Below are 16,515 nucleotides of genomic sequence, written 5' to 3'. Positions count from 1 at the left end.
GCGGGGGACGACGGGGCGTATTCGTAATGCTGGCATCAATAATGGCGCCACGCTTTACAATGATTCCTTTAGCTTCCAATTGCCGATTTAAACTCCTCAAGAAGCGTATCATACAAATCCGCTTCAACAAGAATGTTGCGAAAACGGCACACGGTAGTACTGTCAGGGACGATATCTTCCATGCCAAGACCTGCAAAGCGACTAAAAGACAGGCGGTCGTTAACCTGTTCTTCAACTTCTCCGTCACTCAGACCATACCAGGTGCGGAGTAATTCAATCTTGAATAAAACAAGGCTGTCATAGCCGGGCCGGCCGGTAGACTTATAGCCTTTTGTATAAGCCACTTCTATTATAGCACGAATAGGTGCCCAATCAATGACTGTGTTTATTTGTGAAAAGAATGTCTGCTTGACCTTTCTTTGCCCAAGGAATAGGTCAGCAAAACTTGGAGAGGATAACTTTTGTTTCATACCATAAAGGTACAAAAAATATTTAAGAAAGACAAATTATAGGAGGAGTTTTGCAGAGGTCTCAGTACAGGAGTGGTATATCTTATATAAGAACCCCAAGATACCGTTCCTCCTAAAGAGGCTAGTGCCACCTGTCCGTAGTAGTTGGTTACCTCGACGGTGTGCTGTGTTGCGTCCGTTATATTGTAGTAGAGCGTTACGCCGTCGCTGTTGGGGACGGAGAAGTCGGCTGTTTGTGCCGTGCTCACATGTACTGCCATCAGGCAGAAAAGCAATGATAAAAGTTTCTTCATATTTATCTCTTTTATTGTTGAATGTTTAACCTGAATAATCGTCGTTATTTCCCTCTTGCGCAGCTTGGCAAAAGGGCACGAAAAAGCAAACAAAGGGAACCCTTACGAGCCCTTTGTTTATAGGAGTTACGGCACGCTTCGCGCGCGCGTAAGCGAAAGAAAATTTTGTATTGTTAGAGGCTAGGTGCCTGTGTGTGTGTGTGTGTGTGTGTGTGTGTGTGTGTTAGCACTTTTTCTGAACCCTGCAAGAATATAGTGTTAAAAAACACGGGAGAAATGGAATTCTCTCGCGCCGTATTATTGCTATAATAAAAGAAGGGTTTGTTACTCATGGCGGCAAAGGTATATCATTCAGTCCTTTCTGGCAAATTAATCTTGGAAAGATGTGCCTCGTCATCCGAAACTCCATCCTTATAGTATGGCCTTAACTAACAGCGTTACTTACCGTTGAATAGACCACTAAGGATAGATTTCTACCTTAATAAATCAAGAACGACAGTTGTATAAAAAGCAACTGTCGTTCCTAACTTATATCAATACTCTCTAAACGAGTTTAGAGACCTAATGCTTGCTTTGCATTCTGATTGTCGGGGTTTATTTTCAGCACCTTATTGTAATATTCATTTGCAAGCTGCTTATTCCCTTTCTTGGAGTTATAGTAACCCAGTCCATAATAAACGGACTCTAGATAGCTCTTAGATTCATCATCAAGTTCTGTCTTCGCTTCTTCATAGGCAGCTACCTTGATGTAAAGCTCGACAACCTTATCCGGGTCGTTCATCATGTTTGCAACATTAGCTTGATTCAACCAAATCCAATCGGATATTGACGGGAATTTAGCTATCATACTTTCATAAACATCCATAGCCTTGGAGTATACAGAATTTCTCTCGGCTGTATCTTCAATCTTCTCGGCCTTAGCTATATATGTTTGTGCAAGTCGTGCCCAGTCAGCTGAAGTAGCCTTGGAATTCTTAGCAAGATATTCCTGCTCGTACTCGAGAGCCTTGTCTTGGTCTCCTTTATCAAAATAGACCTCGGCCAAAACTTTCAGAATATTGAAGTTGTTGTTATCCATCTCCATGGCTTTATTGAGGTTTGCGAGCGCCTCATCATACTGCTTGTTACCGAGCAGCGCCCTGGCATAGACAACATAGTCATTAGAGACTTTTTTTCCGCTTCCGGCAAAAACAACCTTCGCAAAGTTCAATGCGTCTGTATAATCTTCCTTCTCAACAGCAGCCATAAGGCCTATTCGGCTGATATATTCACTGCCTGGGAATTTCTGTAACCCAGCTTGCACAACCTCCATTGCTTTTGTATACTTCCTATTGATGTAGCAAACAAAGCCATAGTTGTAAAAGTTGTCTTCCGTGAAATAATCACGATTGCCTTTGTCATACCATTCAATAGCTTCGGCATATTTTCCATCTTTAAGCATAATCTCTGCCGCAGTTGCCTCAACCGGATATTTTGGATTTACAGTACGGAGCTCTTGCAATTTATCAATTGCGAGCTTGGGGTTTACGCGTCTGTAAACTCTCGCATAACGTTCGTAAGCTGCATAATTTCGTGGGTCTAGGTCAATAGCTAGCTGATATTGAGTTGCTGCTGTACCGGCATTACCAATACTATCCTTCAGCGCGGCAATATCTCCAAGTAGCAAGTAAGCAAGACTGCCATTCATTCGTTTATTATTTGTAACGAGATTTGCCATCTCCGTTGCACGGGCAAAATCATGCTGAGCAAGAAAAACATTTCCTAAGGCCACAAGAGCAGCTTCATCTTTTTTATACTGTTTCTGATAATTCTTTATAAGATCTTTACCTGCCAACGGATTGTCTGGAGCAGCCTCTAAAGCACTTATAATCGGCTTGAGTGCGGCTTTATATCCATTATCCTGCGCCATTACAGATGTTGACAATCCCAGCATCATGGCACTTGCTATGAGATATTTAATAGTTTTCATAATCCTTCTTCTTTAAATCAAAATTCCTTTGTTATTATATATTTTATCTGATAATGCACGACTTGCATTAAACGTAGGTCTACTTCGTCTTAACCTTTACTTCTCGAATATTTATTTCCCCTCTATACGGCAAAAGTCCTGCCTTAAAAATTATCATTTGTCCAACAGGACCTGTTATGAAATTAGCAAAAGCCCATGGAAGAGCTTTATGAGGATCGGCAACAATAGCATATATCGTTCTGACAAACGGGTATCTTCCATCCAAAAGATAGGCTTGATAAGGCTGCCAGCTATTACTCGGAGATGCGATGGTTGCACTGGATATAGACATTACCTTTATATTCTTCTTAAAAGTGGTATTGGTAGTGTCTCTACGATCATTCAACCAATTAGAGCCGATAACACCAATAGCATTCGGGGTCTTATCTACATAATCTATTACAGCCTTACTGTTCTTTGCTGCAACAATATTGTTACTCTTTATATTTTTTCCCTCTAAAATAGAGTCTACAACATAGTGAAGAGTGGCTGAAGCTTTATTATCAAAAACAACCTCTATGTCTCCTTTATCTGACTTGGAGAATATCTGTTCCCAACGAGTCACCTCTCCCTTGAGTAATCGTTTTATATCATTAACCGTAATACATGTATCAACATTACTACGATTAACAATAAAAGCAACTCCATCATAGGCTATTGGAAATACTGATGGTATCGGCCCTTTTGTACGCAAAAGGGCATCTTCTCCTTTCTTCAAAACATGGGAGGTGAAGAAAAGATTAACTTTCTGATCAAGTAATAATTGCATTCCTGTGTTATCATCCGTATATATTGGTAGTAGATGAGTGTGCGGAAAGCGATATTGATATGTCTGTATCTCCTCTTCTATAATGGGGCTAAAACTTTCGTCAGAGGCGAATTTAATCGTCCCTGACGTCGGTGTATCTGTTCTGCCATCCTTAGCTTTTCTCTTTCCACATGAATAGAGAAAAGTAAGTGACAGCATCAATCCTACTGTTAAGTAGAATGTTGTTTTATTCATATTATATTACTCAAGTCTGAAAGTCACAGGAAGTGTGAACCATACATTGGCCGGTTGTCCATTATTCATACCAGGATTCCACTTAGGCATAATATTAACGACACGCAATGCTTCACGGTCAAGAGCCGGATCGATACCACGTACAACTTGGGCTTGACTTACGCTACCGTCTCGACCAACAACAAACTTAACAATAACTTTACCCTCAATACCATTATCGGCTGCAACCGGAGGATAACTAAGATGAGATTTTAACCAAGCTTGAACATTTCCTTTGAAAGATGGCATCTGTTCGGCAACAGTAAAGATTTTATTCTCTACTTCTTCTTTAGGTGCCTCAATCTTTGGAGCTTCTTCTTTAGGTTTTTCTATCTTCGGAGGAATCTGATCAGGCGTTACAATTGTAGTTCTATTAGCAAAATCAGAACGGTCATCAGTACCTTCTTTTGTTTCTAATCCAACAGCCTTGGTCTCTTTATTCATTTTGACCATAGGAGGCATTTCTTCCTTAACATCCTTATCGTCCTTAATAACCGGTGCGGTGAACTTTACAGTTGCACGAGTCTCAGGAACAACCTTTTCAGGCTCTTCCTTTTTGGGCTCTTGTTTCTGTTGATTCTTCTTACGCTCTTCTTGTTCCTTTTTTGCCCTTTCAAGAGCAGCAAGTTCCATCTTAGCTGCATACTCTGCTTGTGCCGCTAGCTCATCATTATGTCTTTTTATCTGATAAGCCAAATATCCTCCTCCAAGGAATGCCGCAACTAACAGAATCGTCAATGATTTAATGTTTCGCTGAGAAACAGAACGACGAAGTTTATAAGCTCCATATTCTTTATTTTTACCAGCGAACACCATATCGATCCACTTAGGATCGTATAGATCTATTTTTGCCATTGTTCTTTTTCTTTAATTGTTACAATCATCATGGATTAAGCAGTTACACCTTTCTTGGCTAAGAGGGCTTTATCCTGCTCGTTTAGCTTATCAATAACATAAGTTCCAACATATGATATCTGCATCTCATCTAGAATATCTACAAGATGACGGTATGAAGCTTTATCAGTTGGCTTAATAATTACAGTCATTGTAGGTATTTTCTTACCATTAACTGTACCCATTTTTATAGCCGTAATCTCTGACTGATAAATACTATCTGGATAAGCAGAGGGGTTTGCCGCCCTTTTACGTTGAAGTTCTTTCATTGCAATATTCATATCCTGATAAGGAAGTGTTATGGGTTCTCCTGTAGAAGGATCGCCAACTTGCTTATGTTGAAGAACATAACGAATCCCATTTTTAGTATTACTCCAATCAGCAGGTTTCAACCATGCAGGATTATCATATTGTTGTTTACCTTCACCATAGAAAATCTTATCGCCTTCAGCAATGTAAATAGAAATAGAATGGGAATCTTTTGCTTCATTCTTTTTCGTTTCATCTGTAGTCTTGTCATTACTCGGCATAGTAAGTTCCATCGTAGAAGGCTTACTCAAAGTTGTACATAACATGAAGAAAGTGATTAGCAACATCAGCATGTCAACCATAGGAGTGAAGTCCACACGGACATTCATCTTCTTCTGTTTACTTTTTACTTCTTTTGCCATTTACTTAACCTCCTGATTAGCAGCCTGGACAGCTTTTTTTGTATCTAATTGTGTAATCATATAGTAATGACTCTCATCCATATCTTGGAGTTCACTCATTACTTTTTTAATCGTACCATAAGGAGTATCAGCATCGGATTTTATTGCTAATCTTACCTTGGGATTAACCTGACGTGCTGCATTTATCCATTTCTGAAATTCCGTCATCTCCTGTCCTTTTATACTGTCTAGAGGAATACCCATCGTCGGAAGTTCTTTGTTACGAACAGCCGCAGACTTAGACAAGAAAGTCGGTAATTTATCTAATGGGACACCAAATGTTGCCTCAGCGGTGAAAGTCCTTTTTTGAGCCGGAGTTAATGTCGTCATCATATCAACAATGTCCCCAAGCTCTTTAGTGTTATCATAACTCATAAACACCTGACCTTCCCCAGTAGGTTTTCCATTAGCACCTTTCTGAGGGCTAACTAGTATTGTTAGGACTCCATTTTCAGGCACTTTCATATCAGACACAGACCCTGGAGTATTTACTTTCACTGGCTCACTTTTTACAAAAGTAGAAGTAAGCATAAAAAAAGTAAGCAACAAAGTCATAACATCCGACATCGGTGTCATGTCTATCCAAACATCACTTTTCTTAATTTTTACTTTACCCATAGCGATAATATATTTAAAGGGTTAGCAAAAAATTAAGCTTCTTCTGTATGATTTACTTCGTATGTCTGAGCGATAGAATAACCAACCTCGTCAAGGGCATAAGTAAGTTTATCAACCTTGTTTGAGAAGTAGTTGTAAGAAACCACTGCAAACCACGAAGTTGCAATACCGAACGCTGTATTGATAAGAGCCTCTGAAATACCTTGTGAAAGTGCAGCGGAATCAGCACCACCACCTGCAGACAGAGCAGAGAAAGACTTGATCATACCTGTTACAGTACCCAGTAGTCCTGTTAGAGTACCCAATGTCACAATAGTTGCAATAATAGGTAGATTCATTGTTAATGTAGGCATTTCTAATTGAGTAGCTTCCTCATGTGCCTGCTGAATCTTCACTACTTTCTGCGACTTCTTAAGATTAACATTAGCTCCTGTTTCCATATCTTTATATGCATTCAAAGAAGCTTTAACCACATTAGCTACAGAACCTTTTTGCTGATCGCAAAGTTGGTTAGCTTTAGCAAGGTCATTACTATTAAGGGCAGCTTTGATATTTGCAACAAATCTGGGAAGAGCTCCTTTACCGAAAGCTGTCTTCAAAGCTAACCAACGCTCAATAGACATAGCAAGTACTGTAAGTAGTAGAGCATGGATGACTGGAACCACGACCCCTCCTTTAAATATTGTTCCCCATACATCAGCAGGATTTTCTTTTGTTCCTGGATCTTGGAAGTGCATATCATTTCCAAACCAAGTGTAGAATAGAGCGAATGCGACTATAGCACAAACGACAATAATCCAAAACGCACCTCTAACTCCTGTAAAACCCTCTGCTTTTTTCTGCTGGGCCATTTTTTGCTGTGTAGTTGCCATAATTTGATAAAATTTTAAATTTCAGTTATTAATGAATTGAATTGTTAATATACTCTTGATTATAAAGCTTTTAAATAGTCACTAAAGACCACCTCAATATGGTATTATTCCACATTTTGCGCAAAGATAACAATTAAGGGATAAGCAATAATGCGATTAACAGCTTTTAACCGCAAGTAAATCTTTATCCCTAAACTTATAAAATTATAGGTTACTATTATATGTAATGAAGTTACATTAAAGACTTGGAAAATTATAGCAAACATTATATCTACAAATGCAGATCATGTCCCATCCTCTCCTTTTTAGTTTTCAGATAACGGTAATCATATTTATTTGGCGTTATTTCTATCGGTATATTTTCGGTTATTTCTAACCCATATGCTTCTAAACCAACCCTTTTTGTTGGATTATTAGTCATCAAGCGCATTTTATGTACACCCAAATACCTTAACATCTGAGCACCACAACCATAATCACGTTCATCTGGTTTAAATCCTAAATGCAGATTTGCATCTACTGTATCCAAACCTTCATCCTGTTGTAATTTATATGCTGCTATCTTATTCATTAAGCCTATACCTCGGCCTTCTTGCTGCATATAGATAACAACACCTTTACCTTCCTTTTCTATAGCTTGCATTGCCTTATAAAGTTGTTCTCCACAATCGCATTTACGACTTCCTAATATATCTCCCGTTGCACATGAAGAGTGCACTCTAACTAAAACAGGTTCATCTTTTCTCCAAACACCTTTAATCAGCGCCATATGCTCTAATCCATTGCTACTTTGCCGAAAAGGTATTAAGTGAAAGTCACCATATTCGGTCGGCATATCAACCTCTTCACCAACTTCTATACTAGTTTCATTAGACAAACGATATGCTATTATATCTCTAATACTTATGATTTTAAATCCCCATTCTTGGGCTCTTTTCTGAAGATCTGGCATACGAGCCATTGTCCCATCATCGTTCATGATTTCCATTAATACGCCAGCAGGATAACATCCTGCAAGCCTACAAAGATCTATGGCGGCTTCCGTATGTCCAGAACGTCTCAGCACCCCATTGTCCTGGGCATAAAGAGGGTTAATATGACCAGGACGTCCGAAAGTGCGGGGAGTAGATGCAGGATCAGCAAGAGCTTTTATTGTGGCTGCACGATCATGAATCGATACCCCTGTAGTACATCCCTCCAGTTTATCGACAGTAACAGTGAACGGTGTTCCAAGTACAGAGGTATTATCTGATACCTGATGAGGCAAATCAAGTTCTTTCGCACGAGATATTGTTATTGGAACGCAAAGTACTCCACGTGCATTTTTAAGCAAGAAGTTAACCTTTTCCGGAGTGATTTTTTCTGCTGCCATAATGAGGTCGCCTTCATTTTCTCGATCCTCATCATCAACTACTATTACGAATTTTCCTTCCTTGAAATCTTCAATAGCTTCTTCTATACTATTAAGTTTAAAGTTCTCCATTATATATACTTTTAGTCTAAACCGTTTCTATTTTTTCTTATCTCATTTATTATAGTCTCGTTAGTCGCTGTTATAATTTTCAGATCTCTGTAGAGACGTATCCTAAACATCCACATCCTAATGTAGAAAAATAGTCCAGCCGGAATAATTATAGCAGAGACGATATTCAGCCACTTATGTTCAAACGGACGAGTGTGTGCCTTAACCGTAAGTATCGGATATCTATTAAGTTCCGACATAATAAGCTTATTCTTTGTGTTGCTCAAATCTTCTATTATTTCCTCCAACTCATTGCTGATACGTTCTATTTCATGGTCAGGCTGATACCTAAAGAAAGTGTCTAGTACATTCGGAGGAAGCCACAAATTATGTCCTTCCGAATAACCAGAAATATCGACATTCATTTGAGAAAGCAATGAGGCATTTTCCTCATATTTCGGAGTGTTTATGATTACCTCCTTACCATTCACATGCCGTTTACTACGCAACCCCAATAACCTCATAAACAGATTTCGATAGACATCTATATTGAAAACTGCCGAATCGTTATTGGCTTTGTAGGTGATGAATATTGCTGTGGGAATAAGCACCGCAGGCGATAATCCTTTACCAAACCAAATAGCCCAATCACCCTGCCGTGCCATTCTGTAACCCGTATTATCGAGAATATAGTAGATGATGAACACAAAAACACTTATAATGATAGGTACACCCAATCCACCTTTACGTATAATAGCTCCAAGAGGGGCACCAATAAAAAAGAATATTATGCAAGTCAGTGCCAAAGTGAATTTATTAATCAACTCTATTTCATGCTGACGTATTTGCCTGTCGCCATCACTGGTGAGCATACTCTTAAATTCAAGGTCGCTCACCCCCTGTTGCACATCAGCCAGTGCCTGATCTACAATCTGCCGGCGTTCCTCTGGTCGCAACTTACTATAAAGAGTGTCCAGATTAAAAGACTGTGCCATCTTCCGTGCCTCTCTAAACTGTTTTCTCTTAAAAGGAACCTCACGATAAGAAGTAGACTGTACCTCACGATAATAAGCCCTACCTATACTATCGTAAACATGCACCAACGAGTCTCTATCATGTATTATCCTGTCAATACTCTTCGTGCGCGCATCACTTGCGATACCACCCAGATCAGCCAAGTTGAAATCAGCGTCGAAATCGAGTATTATACGCTTATGCGCAAAAGTTTCTCGACGATAAGGAACACTAGCACTATTGCCAAACTCCTGCGAGCGCATATTCTCAAACCATTCGCCGCTCCAGAGATTCAGCACAAGGTGCTTCTTCTCGGCTGTAGACTGAAGCATTCCCGAATCAGCCAATATGATGGCCTGGTCTTCGTAACTATCAGTCATCCGATAGATCATTATATTATAAAGGTGTCCGCTCGCCAAATCCTTATGCTCCACATACAAGTTCGTTTGAGGAATTCTGTTATAAAATACACCCTCCGGAATCTCCAGTTCCGGACTTTTCTGTTGCATAGAATAGATTAGCTGAGCTATATTCTTTTGAGCATTCGGACCTATATTATTCTGAAAATAAAACGACGCACAGGCTATCAGAGAAGTTATAAATATCAAGCCTCGAAACGACTGAAACAAAGATATCCCAGCAGATTTTATTGCTGTTAATTCCGACCTCTCTCCCAAATTACCATAAGTCATCAACGAAGAAAGCAATATCGCCAAGGGCAAAGCCTTTGCAGTCATCCACATAGCCATATACCAAAAGAACTGTCCCATAACCTCAAGCGAAAGCCCCTTTCCGATCAAGTTGTCCACCGACTGCCACAAGAACTGCATCATCAACACAAAAAGGCTGATGAAAAAAGTCCCAGTGAACAGCAAACCAAATTGCTTTGCAATAAAAATATCAAGTTTATTAATTCGGAACATCAGGTTTATGAGACAGTGCTCCAGCACTACGTTCTGCATGCAAAAGTACAAAAAGATTTTGTGGGTTATTTTTTTTCAATACCTTTGCATCACTTTCTTACAAAGGGAAAGCGCTCAAAAAACATGGCGGGATAGCTCAGCTGGTTAGAGCGTCGGATTCATAATCCGGAGGTCGTGGGTTCGGGTCCCACCCCCGCTACAAAGAATAGCCGTTAGTCATTTGATTATCGGCTATTTTTATTTTTCTCAAGAGATATTTACAAACCATTCTGCACTTTGGTAAGACTTAAAAGTCTAATCTAGTTTAGATATTATTAAGCTAGCATTATTCAATTGCCTCACCCACATTTTCATTCCTACTTTCAACCTCAAACGAATCATCATCGTCTACCGGCACATCTATCGGGGCAGCCGACTCATCATTCTGCATAATTTTCTCTTCTGCACTTCTCTTTCTCTGAGCACGACCTTCCCTGTAGCTCGTCCTAAAGTCGAGTGAGGTACGATTCATACGCCTAATAAGAGTTGAAATCAACTCCTCATCCTCCGATGCGGCTCGAAGATGGGCCATCTGGACATATAAACAAACGCTTGAAAAGGCACGGTCGGTCTTCGGACGAATCTTCTTCGAGCTGGGCAATCTATTGTCGGCCAAGTACATTCGTCGAGCCGTACGCAATTCATCGAACTCTCTGTTCACCTCATAAAGTTTGTTCAGCACATAAGCAAGCCCTAGGTTATTCACATGGCCGGAATGCTTTTCGGCATCCACACGAAGCCCCGCAATAAGCAAACTTTCCGTTTCAGCCGAATTCGACTGCATCCCTCTATATGGTCCAAAAACAACCGCCATTTCCTCGGCCGCCTCACGAATATCCTTGACAGGCGAAAGTTTTTGCGTTCTTATCACACCGAAAACATATCTAATCAGCCTATCGCGCTCTCTATCTTTCTCGCGCATTTTCGCAGTTAGAGCCGACTCTTTTGTTTCCTTATTGATTTCAATCTCAAGGTCTATGTTAGTCTTCCATTCTTTGAGTAATTCTTCGGGCATATCGAGTTTTGCCGCCCCAATCTCACTAACCAGGGCATACTGTGCCTTTTGAAACTGCGCATGTAACGGATTTTCGAACATATTGCACCCACCTTTCCCAATTTTCAGGGGATGAATTGAATTATACCTCTTCATTTACACCGATATTTTTAAGTATTATCTGAATATTCTATTAACGCTCTCTCGTTGTCGAAGTCTTTCCGGATGTAAAGATATATTTTTCTACAGAATTATCAATGCTGACACTAAAAAAATATTTTATATACTCGCATTAATAATGCCTATACATAAAACTTATTTTGATAATACGCATTGGCAATGCGTTAACTTATATTTTATTTCCAAGAAGCGCATTAATAATGCCTTAACTTATATTTTATATTGAGTAGGCGCATTGACAATATCTTAACTTATTTTTTCTCTTAAGTATAAGCATTGATAATGCTCATACTAATATTTTATTTTAATACTGCGCATTATTATTGCCTATACTGAAAAAATATTTTTAGTATAGGCATTATAAATTCCTTAGCTATAAAAACATTTATACTAAGAACAATGTATATAAAAACACCTAGAGGCATCTCAGAACTGAACCCGTAAGCTACCCTAACGTGCTCCTTGCATTGAACCTACATTAACATAAATGCCAGACATTACCCTTGGGACTTCATTCTAAGAGTATTACCTTTGCGGAAACAATCTTAAAATAAAGAATTATGAGAAAAGGATTACTATTGGCACTATGGCTTTTCGTTTCGATAACAGCCCTTGCTGTGCCTGCAAAAAGAGTATGGCGCACCATTCAACAGAGCGACGGCTCGGAGATGCAGCTGATGCTTGTCGGTGACGAGCATCTTCACTATTATGTAACCACCGACTATGTTCCGGTGGTTGAAGTCAATGGAAGCTATGTCTATGCAACAGCTTCTGAAAACGGAGTCATTGCGTCGGACATTCTAGCACACGACGTTACAGTACGTTCAGCTAAGGAAGTTTCTGCTTTGAAGAAATTAGGCGACCAAAACGAAGGTTTGCAAAAGGCTTACAGTCGTGCAGTTGTCGAGAATCATCCCCGCTCAAGAGTTACCCCTATGGGAATCGGAACCCCCAACCCCAATCTGAACGGAGAAAGAAAAGGTCTTGTGATTCTCATTTCATTTGCAGACAACGATTTCACACTTACGAATCCTAAACAGGAATTCGAAGAAATGTGCAACGTAAAAGGTTATTCCAAAAACGGAGCAGTTGGCTCGGTTCACGATTATTTCTATGATTGCAGCAACGGAAAGCTCTCGCTCACTTTCGATGTTGCCGGCCCATTCAAGGCCTCAAAAAATATGGCCTATTATGGTGACAACAACGACGCAAACGTGCGTGAGCTAATCAAAGAGGCTGTAAAGGCTGCCGACAATTCGGGAGTAGATTTCACCATCTACGACTGGGATAACGATGGATTCGTTGACCAGGTTTACGTTGTCTATGCAGGTTACGGCCAAGCATCGGGCGCCCCGTCATATACAATTTGGCCTCACGAGAGTACTCTGGGTTACAGGAATGAGTTTGGAATGATTTATGATCAAACCATTAAGGTCGACGGTAAACGCGTAAATACCTATGCCTGCGGTTGTGAGCTTCAGGGAACATCCGGTGCAACCTTGGACGGACTGGGAACACTCTGCCACGAATTCTCACACTGCCTGGGCTTGCCCGACTTCTACGACACATCAGGCAACTCGGGAAACAAGAACACCAACTACGGCATGTACATCTGGGACATTATGGACCAAGGTCCGTATAACGGCAACGGATTCGTTCCACCCGCATACACCGGCTATGAGCGCAACTTCTGTGGCTGGATAGACTATCGTGTGCTCGACCCCGAAAAACCTTGTAAGGTTACAGGTCTCAAATCAGTAGCTGCAGGCGGAGAGGTTTATCAGATAAAAAACCCCGACAACCCCAACGAATGTTTCCTCATCGAGAATCGCTATGCAGGAATCAAATGGGATCGTGGACTAGCCAACTACCTCGGCTCATCGTATGGCGGCGGCTTACTCGTTACTCATCTCTATTTCGTGAAAAGTCGCTGGACAAGCAATACCGTCAATACTGGTAAAGGTATTCAATGCTTCACCCCGGTAATTGCCGACAACGACCCCAACAATCGTTATACTCATAACAATGGTCACACCTATCTCAACCCATCGGGCGTTGCAGGCGACTTGTTCGGAGTGGGTAGGAACACCGAGTTCACAACTACAACTACACCTGAACTCAAATTCCATACACAGCCTCAAAACATGTTTACAGGAGGACTGACTAGAATGAAGAAGCGCGGTGGAGTTTGCGACTTCGTGTGGATGAAGGGTACAAAGGCCTGGGAAGACGTTACGGATGGAATAGCCGATGTGAATACTGAAGCTGATCAGACAACCGACAACCGAGTTTATAACATAAACGGACAATACGTCGGAACTTCACTGGATGGTCTTCAAAAGGGTGTTTACATCCAAAACGGAAAGAAAGTCATCGTTAAATAAAGGATTAATTTTTAGATTAGGAGCTGGTGTGTTTTTCGAGACACACCAGTTTTTTTTGTGTATCTATCTTTTCTCTCTGAAAAAACGAAGCATAATGTTTCTGCACTCGTTCTCCAATATTCCCGATACAACCGAAGCTTTGGGATGAAGGGCTTGCGGAGCATGTACGCTAAAGCCCCGACGCTCGTCGGCACATCCGTAAACAACTCTGCCTAGCTGCGCCCAACCAATGGCTCCGGCACACATAATACAAGGCTCAAGAGTAACATACAGGGTACAGTCTTGCAAATACTTTCCTCCGATTTCATTAGCCGCCATAGTTATGACCTGCATCTCGGCATGAGCTGTTACATCGTGCAGAGTTTCGGTTAGGTTATGCGCCCGTGCAATGATTCTGTCACGGCACACAATAACAGCTCCCACGGGAATCTCGCCCTCTGTATAAGCAGTTTCAGCTTCAAGTAGGGCGAGTCGCATATAGTATTCGTCTTTACTCTTTAGTTGCTCTATATTCATGTTCAGGTTTATTTAAAGGAGAGTTTGTTTAGCCGGTCTCGTAATTCGTGAGCTTTGGTTTGACGAATAGACAGGGTGATTTCACAAGTATTGTCGAATTGCTGGTTAATTATTTTCGGATTCATTTCCTTGACGATTCTCATAACGTCGTTCAGAATGGGGTAAGCAAATGTATAGATTATACGTTCTTCGATGAATCGCTCTTCAATAATGGAGTTAGCGATAGCTAAGGAGGCGGCAGTCTTGTAGGCTGTTATCAGACCGCCGGTGCCGAGGTTTATACCGCCGTAGTATCTGACAACGCAAACGAGGATGTCGGTTAGTTTACTGCTTTGAATTTGCCCGTAGATAGGTTTACCGGCAGTTGAAGAGGGTTCACCGTCGTCATTGAATCGGAATTGCATATCATAGCCGGTACCAATTCGGTAAGCATAGCAACAATGGCGAGCATCATAGAATCGTTTCTTGTAGTTTTTCAGGATGACTGAGATTTCGTCAGTGGTTTCGACATGGTGTGCAAAGGCGAGGAACTTACTCCGCTTGTTGGAATAGAATCCCTCGCCTATGCTTGTCTCTTTTATAGTTTGATAGGAGTCGGTCATTTACATTTCAACCTTGTCTTATCTTCTTCAAAAAAAGGTACTATCGTTTTGGGCAAAAAGTACTATCGTTTTCATGAAAAAGTACTATCGTTTTTGCCGAAAAGTACTATCGTTTTTGCTGAAAGGTACTATCGCTTTTACAGAAAGGTACTATCGCTTTTACAGAAAGGTGCTATCGCCTTGCTGGAAAGGATGTTACGCTTTCTTTAGTCTAGCTTGTGAATAATCAGACCTGAGCGTAGTTTCGGCTCGAACCATGTAGCCTTAGGCGGCATTATTTTTCCACTGTCGGCAATGTCCATGATTTGCTGCATCGAAACAGGATAGAGGGCGAGTGCCCAACGCATTTCTCCACTATCAACACGACGCTTCAGTTCGGAGAGCCCGCGCAGTCCGCCAACGAAATCAATACGTTTATCAGAGCGGAGGTCGGTGATACCCATCAGTTCATCGAGAATGAGTCGGCTGGAGATATCAACATCAAGCACTCCAATGGGGTCCGCATCGTTGTAGGTTCCCGGTTTTGCGGTGAGGCTATACCATTGGCCATCGAGATATAGGGAGAACTCATGGAGTTGTTTCGGATGATATTCATTTGTGCCTTTAGCTTCAACAACGAAGTTCTTTTCGAGTGCTTTCAGGAATTCGGCGCTCGACATCCCGTTGAGATCTTTCACAACACGGTTGTAGTCGAGAATAGTGAGCTGGCTAGCCTGGAAGCACACGGCCATGAAGTAGTTATACTCTTCGTTGCCCTTATGATTGGGATTCTGCTTTGCTTTTTCTGCTCCAACGAGTGCAGCTGCAGCCGAGCGATGATGTCCGTCAGCAATGTAGAGACTGGGCATCTTAGCAAATTCTTCCGTGATAGTTTTGATGTCTTTTTCATCAGAAACAACCCAGAATTGGTGTCTGAAACCATCGATGGGGGCAATGAAATCGTATTCGGGCTTCATTGTTGCGTAATGATTCAGAAGGTCGTTGAGTGTTTTGTTGTCAGGATAAGCGAAGAATACCGGTTCGATGTTAGCATTACATACACGAACATGTTTCATACGGTCTTCTTCCTTATCGCGGCGTGTGAGTTCGTGCTTTTTAATAACTCCGGTCATGTAGTCATTCACGAATGCACCTACAACTAAACCGTATTGTGTACGGCCATTCATAGTTTGCGCATAGATATAATATTGTTCCTTATCATCCTGTACGAGCCATCCTTTATCTTGGAACATCTGGAAATGTTCAGCTGCACTTTCATAAACGCGTGGATCGTATTCACTTGTGCCTTCTTCAAAATTGATTTCGGGCTTGATGATGTGATAAAGACTCTTTTCGTTTGTACCAGCTTCTACACGTGCTTCATCTGAATCAAGAACGTCGTAGGGACGGCTTTCTACTTGCTCAACCAAGTTTTTCGGGGGGCGAATACCTTTGAAAGGTTTTATTGTTGCCATAGTATAAAATAACTAGTTGGTGAATATTCTAAATATGCGG

The 16,515-nt window shown here is 41.0% G+C and carries 14 protein-coding genes, 1 tRNA gene and 1 pseudogene; 2 read left to right on the top strand and 14 right to left on the bottom strand.

Annotated elements, in window-relative coordinates; all coding sequences use genetic code 11:
- From HMPREF9140_RS00615 to HMPREF9140_RS00570, 10 genes and pseudogenes are all read right to left on the bottom strand, one after another.
- Positions 1 to 470 (bottom strand): annotated as a pseudogene (locus HMPREF9140_RS00615) (transposase); the annotation flags it as partial.
- On the bottom strand, positions 467 to 763 hold the full coding sequence (locus HMPREF9140_RS00610) for a hypothetical protein (protein ID WP_006951029.1): 297 nt from the start codon (positions 761 to 763) through the stop codon (positions 467 to 469). The gene HMPREF9140_RS00610 and the pseudogene HMPREF9140_RS00615, both read right to left, overlap by 4 nt.
- Before the next feature lie 553 nt (positions 764 to 1,316).
- Positions 1,317 to 2,732: a tetratricopeptide repeat protein gene (locus HMPREF9140_RS00605; RefSeq protein ID WP_006951027.1), complete on the bottom strand. Its 1,416-nt coding sequence runs from the start codon at positions 2,730 to 2,732 to the stop codon at positions 1,317 to 1,319.
- A gap of 79 nt (positions 2,733 to 2,811) precedes the next feature.
- Positions 2,812 to 3,774 (bottom strand): PstS family phosphate ABC transporter substrate-binding protein, encoded by a 963-nt coding sequence (locus tag HMPREF9140_RS00600; RefSeq protein ID WP_006951025.1) that lies wholly within the window; start codon positions 3,772 to 3,774, stop codon positions 2,812 to 2,814.
- A 6-nt stretch (positions 3,775 to 3,780) separates the two neighbouring features.
- Positions 3,781 to 4,668, bottom strand: coding sequence for an energy transducer TonB (locus tag HMPREF9140_RS00595; protein WP_006951024.1), 888 nt, complete (start codon positions 4,666 to 4,668; stop codon positions 3,781 to 3,783).
- Positions 4,669 to 4,703: 35 nt separating this feature from the next.
- Positions 4,704 to 5,378 carry an ExbD/TolR family protein gene (locus HMPREF9140_RS00590; RefSeq protein WP_018572359.1) on the bottom strand — a complete coding sequence of 225 codons (675 nt, stop codon included), beginning with the start codon at positions 5,376 to 5,378 and terminating at the stop codon, positions 4,704 to 4,706.
- Complete coding sequence (locus tag HMPREF9140_RS00585; RefSeq protein ID WP_006951020.1) at positions 5,379 to 6,035, bottom strand: ExbD/TolR family protein; 657 nt, start codon at positions 6,033 to 6,035, stop codon at positions 5,379 to 5,381.
- A gap of 32 nt (positions 6,036 to 6,067) precedes the next feature.
- Positions 6,068 to 6,907 carry a MotA/TolQ/ExbB proton channel family protein gene (locus tag HMPREF9140_RS00580; protein WP_006951016.1) on the bottom strand — a complete coding sequence of 280 codons (840 nt, stop codon included), beginning with the start codon at positions 6,905 to 6,907 and terminating at the stop codon, positions 6,068 to 6,070.
- A 271-nt stretch (positions 6,908 to 7,178) separates the two neighbouring features.
- Positions 7,179 to 8,390: a bifunctional 3,4-dihydroxy-2-butanone-4-phosphate synthase/GTP cyclohydrolase II gene (locus HMPREF9140_RS00575; protein ID WP_006951014.1), complete on the bottom strand. Its 1,212-nt coding sequence runs from the start codon at positions 8,388 to 8,390 to the stop codon at positions 7,179 to 7,181.
- Positions 8,391 to 8,401: 11 nt separating this feature from the next.
- Positions 8,402 to 10,306 carry an LptF/LptG family permease gene (locus HMPREF9140_RS00570; protein ID WP_025073357.1) on the bottom strand — a complete coding sequence of 635 codons (1,905 nt, stop codon included), beginning with the start codon at positions 10,304 to 10,306 and terminating at the stop codon, positions 8,402 to 8,404.
- A gap of 125 nt (positions 10,307 to 10,431) precedes the next feature.
- On the opposite strand from HMPREF9140_RS00570, the gene HMPREF9140_RS00565 reads away from it, so the two are divergent.
- A tRNA-Met gene (locus HMPREF9140_RS00565) sits at positions 10,432 to 10,505 on the top strand.
- Positions 10,506 to 10,631: 126 nt separating this feature from the next.
- On the opposite strand, the gene HMPREF9140_RS00560 is transcribed toward HMPREF9140_RS00565, so the two are convergent.
- On the bottom strand, positions 10,632 to 11,495 hold the full coding sequence (locus HMPREF9140_RS00560) for a DUF6261 family protein (protein ID WP_006951012.1): 864 nt from the start codon (positions 11,493 to 11,495) through the stop codon (positions 10,632 to 10,634).
- Positions 11,496 to 12,079: 584 nt separating this feature from the next.
- Here HMPREF9140_RS00560 and HMPREF9140_RS00555 point away from each other — a divergent pair.
- The gene (locus tag HMPREF9140_RS00555; protein ID WP_006951011.1) at positions 12,080 to 13,903 is read left to right on the top strand and encodes a M6 family metalloprotease domain-containing protein; all 1,824 of its coding nucleotides are present in this window, start codon (positions 12,080 to 12,082) and stop codon (positions 13,901 to 13,903) included.
- A 63-nt stretch (positions 13,904 to 13,966) separates the two neighbouring features.
- Here HMPREF9140_RS00555 and HMPREF9140_RS00550 read toward each other — a convergent pair whose 3' ends face one another.
- The 3 genes from HMPREF9140_RS00550 to HMPREF9140_RS00540 all read right to left on the bottom strand — a co-directional run bounded on the left by HMPREF9140_RS00550 (position 13,967) and on the right by HMPREF9140_RS00540 (position 16,475).
- A complete protein-coding gene (locus tag HMPREF9140_RS00550; RefSeq protein ID WP_006951009.1) occupies positions 13,967 to 14,419 on the bottom strand; it encodes a nucleoside deaminase in 453 nt (150 codons plus the stop codon).
- An 8-nt stretch (positions 14,420 to 14,427) separates the two neighbouring features.
- Entirely contained in the window at positions 14,428 to 15,021 is a 594-nt protein-coding gene (locus HMPREF9140_RS00545; RefSeq protein ID WP_006951006.1) for an IMPACT family protein, read from the bottom strand.
- A 206-nt stretch (positions 15,022 to 15,227) separates the two neighbouring features.
- The gene (locus HMPREF9140_RS00540) at positions 15,228 to 16,475 is read right to left on the bottom strand and encodes a DUF1015 domain-containing protein (protein WP_006950999.1); all 1,248 of its coding nucleotides are present in this window, start codon (positions 16,473 to 16,475) and stop codon (positions 15,228 to 15,230) included.
- Positions 16,476 to 16,515 lie beyond the last annotated feature (40 nt).

The organism is Prevotella micans F0438 (assembly GCF_000243035.1).
Taxonomy (GTDB): domain Bacteria; phylum Bacteroidota; class Bacteroidia; order Bacteroidales; family Bacteroidaceae; genus Prevotella; species Prevotella micans.
The sequence above is the reverse complement of the archived record's forward strand: the minus strand, read 5'-3'. Positions and strand labels throughout refer to the sequence as shown.

Coding starts and splice junctions, on each gene's coding strand:
- HMPREF9140_RS00610 (WP_006951029.1), bottom strand. CDS start 763: ATGAAGAAACTTTTATCATTGCTTTTCTGCCTGATGGCAGTACATGTG.
- HMPREF9140_RS00605 (WP_006951027.1), bottom strand. CDS start 2,732: ATGAAAACTATTAAATATCTCATAGCAAGTGCCATGATGCTGGGATTG.
- HMPREF9140_RS00600 (WP_006951025.1), bottom strand. CDS start 3,774: ATGAATAAAACAACATTCTACTTAACAGTAGGATTGATGCTGTCACTT.
- HMPREF9140_RS00595 (WP_006951024.1), bottom strand. CDS start 4,668: ATGGCAAAAATAGATCTATACGATCCTAAGTGGATCGATATGGTGTTC.
- HMPREF9140_RS00590 (WP_018572359.1), bottom strand. CDS start 5,378: ATGGCAAAAGAAGTAAAAAGTAAACAGAAGAAGATGAATGTCCGTGTG.
- HMPREF9140_RS00585 (WP_006951020.1), bottom strand. CDS start 6,035: ATGGGTAAAGTAAAAATTAAGAAAAGTGATGTTTGGATAGACATGACA.
- HMPREF9140_RS00580 (WP_006951016.1), bottom strand. CDS start 6,907: ATGGCAACTACACAGCAAAAAATGGCCCAGCAGAAAAAAGCAGAGGGT.
- HMPREF9140_RS00575 (WP_006951014.1), bottom strand. CDS start 8,390: ATGGAGAACTTTAAACTTAATAGTATAGAAGAAGCTATTGAAGATTTC.
- HMPREF9140_RS00570 (WP_025073357.1), bottom strand. CDS start 10,306: ATGTTCCGAATTAATAAACTTGATATTTTTATTGCAAAGCAATTTGGT.
- HMPREF9140_RS00560 (WP_006951012.1), bottom strand. CDS start 11,495: ATGAAGAGGTATAATTCAATTCATCCCCTGAAAATTGGGAAAGGTGGG.
- HMPREF9140_RS00555 (WP_006951011.1), top strand. CDS start 12,080: ATGAGAAAAGGATTACTATTGGCACTATGGCTTTTCGTTTCGATAACA.
- HMPREF9140_RS00550 (WP_006951009.1), bottom strand. CDS start 14,419: ATGAATATAGAGCAACTAAAGAGTAAAGACGAATACTATATGCGACTC.
- HMPREF9140_RS00545 (WP_006951006.1), bottom strand. CDS start 15,021: ATGACCGACTCCTATCAAACTATAAAAGAGACAAGCATAGGCGAGGGA.
- HMPREF9140_RS00540 (WP_006950999.1), bottom strand. CDS start 16,475: ATGGCAACAATAAAACCTTTCAAAGGTATTCGCCCCCCGAAAAACTTG.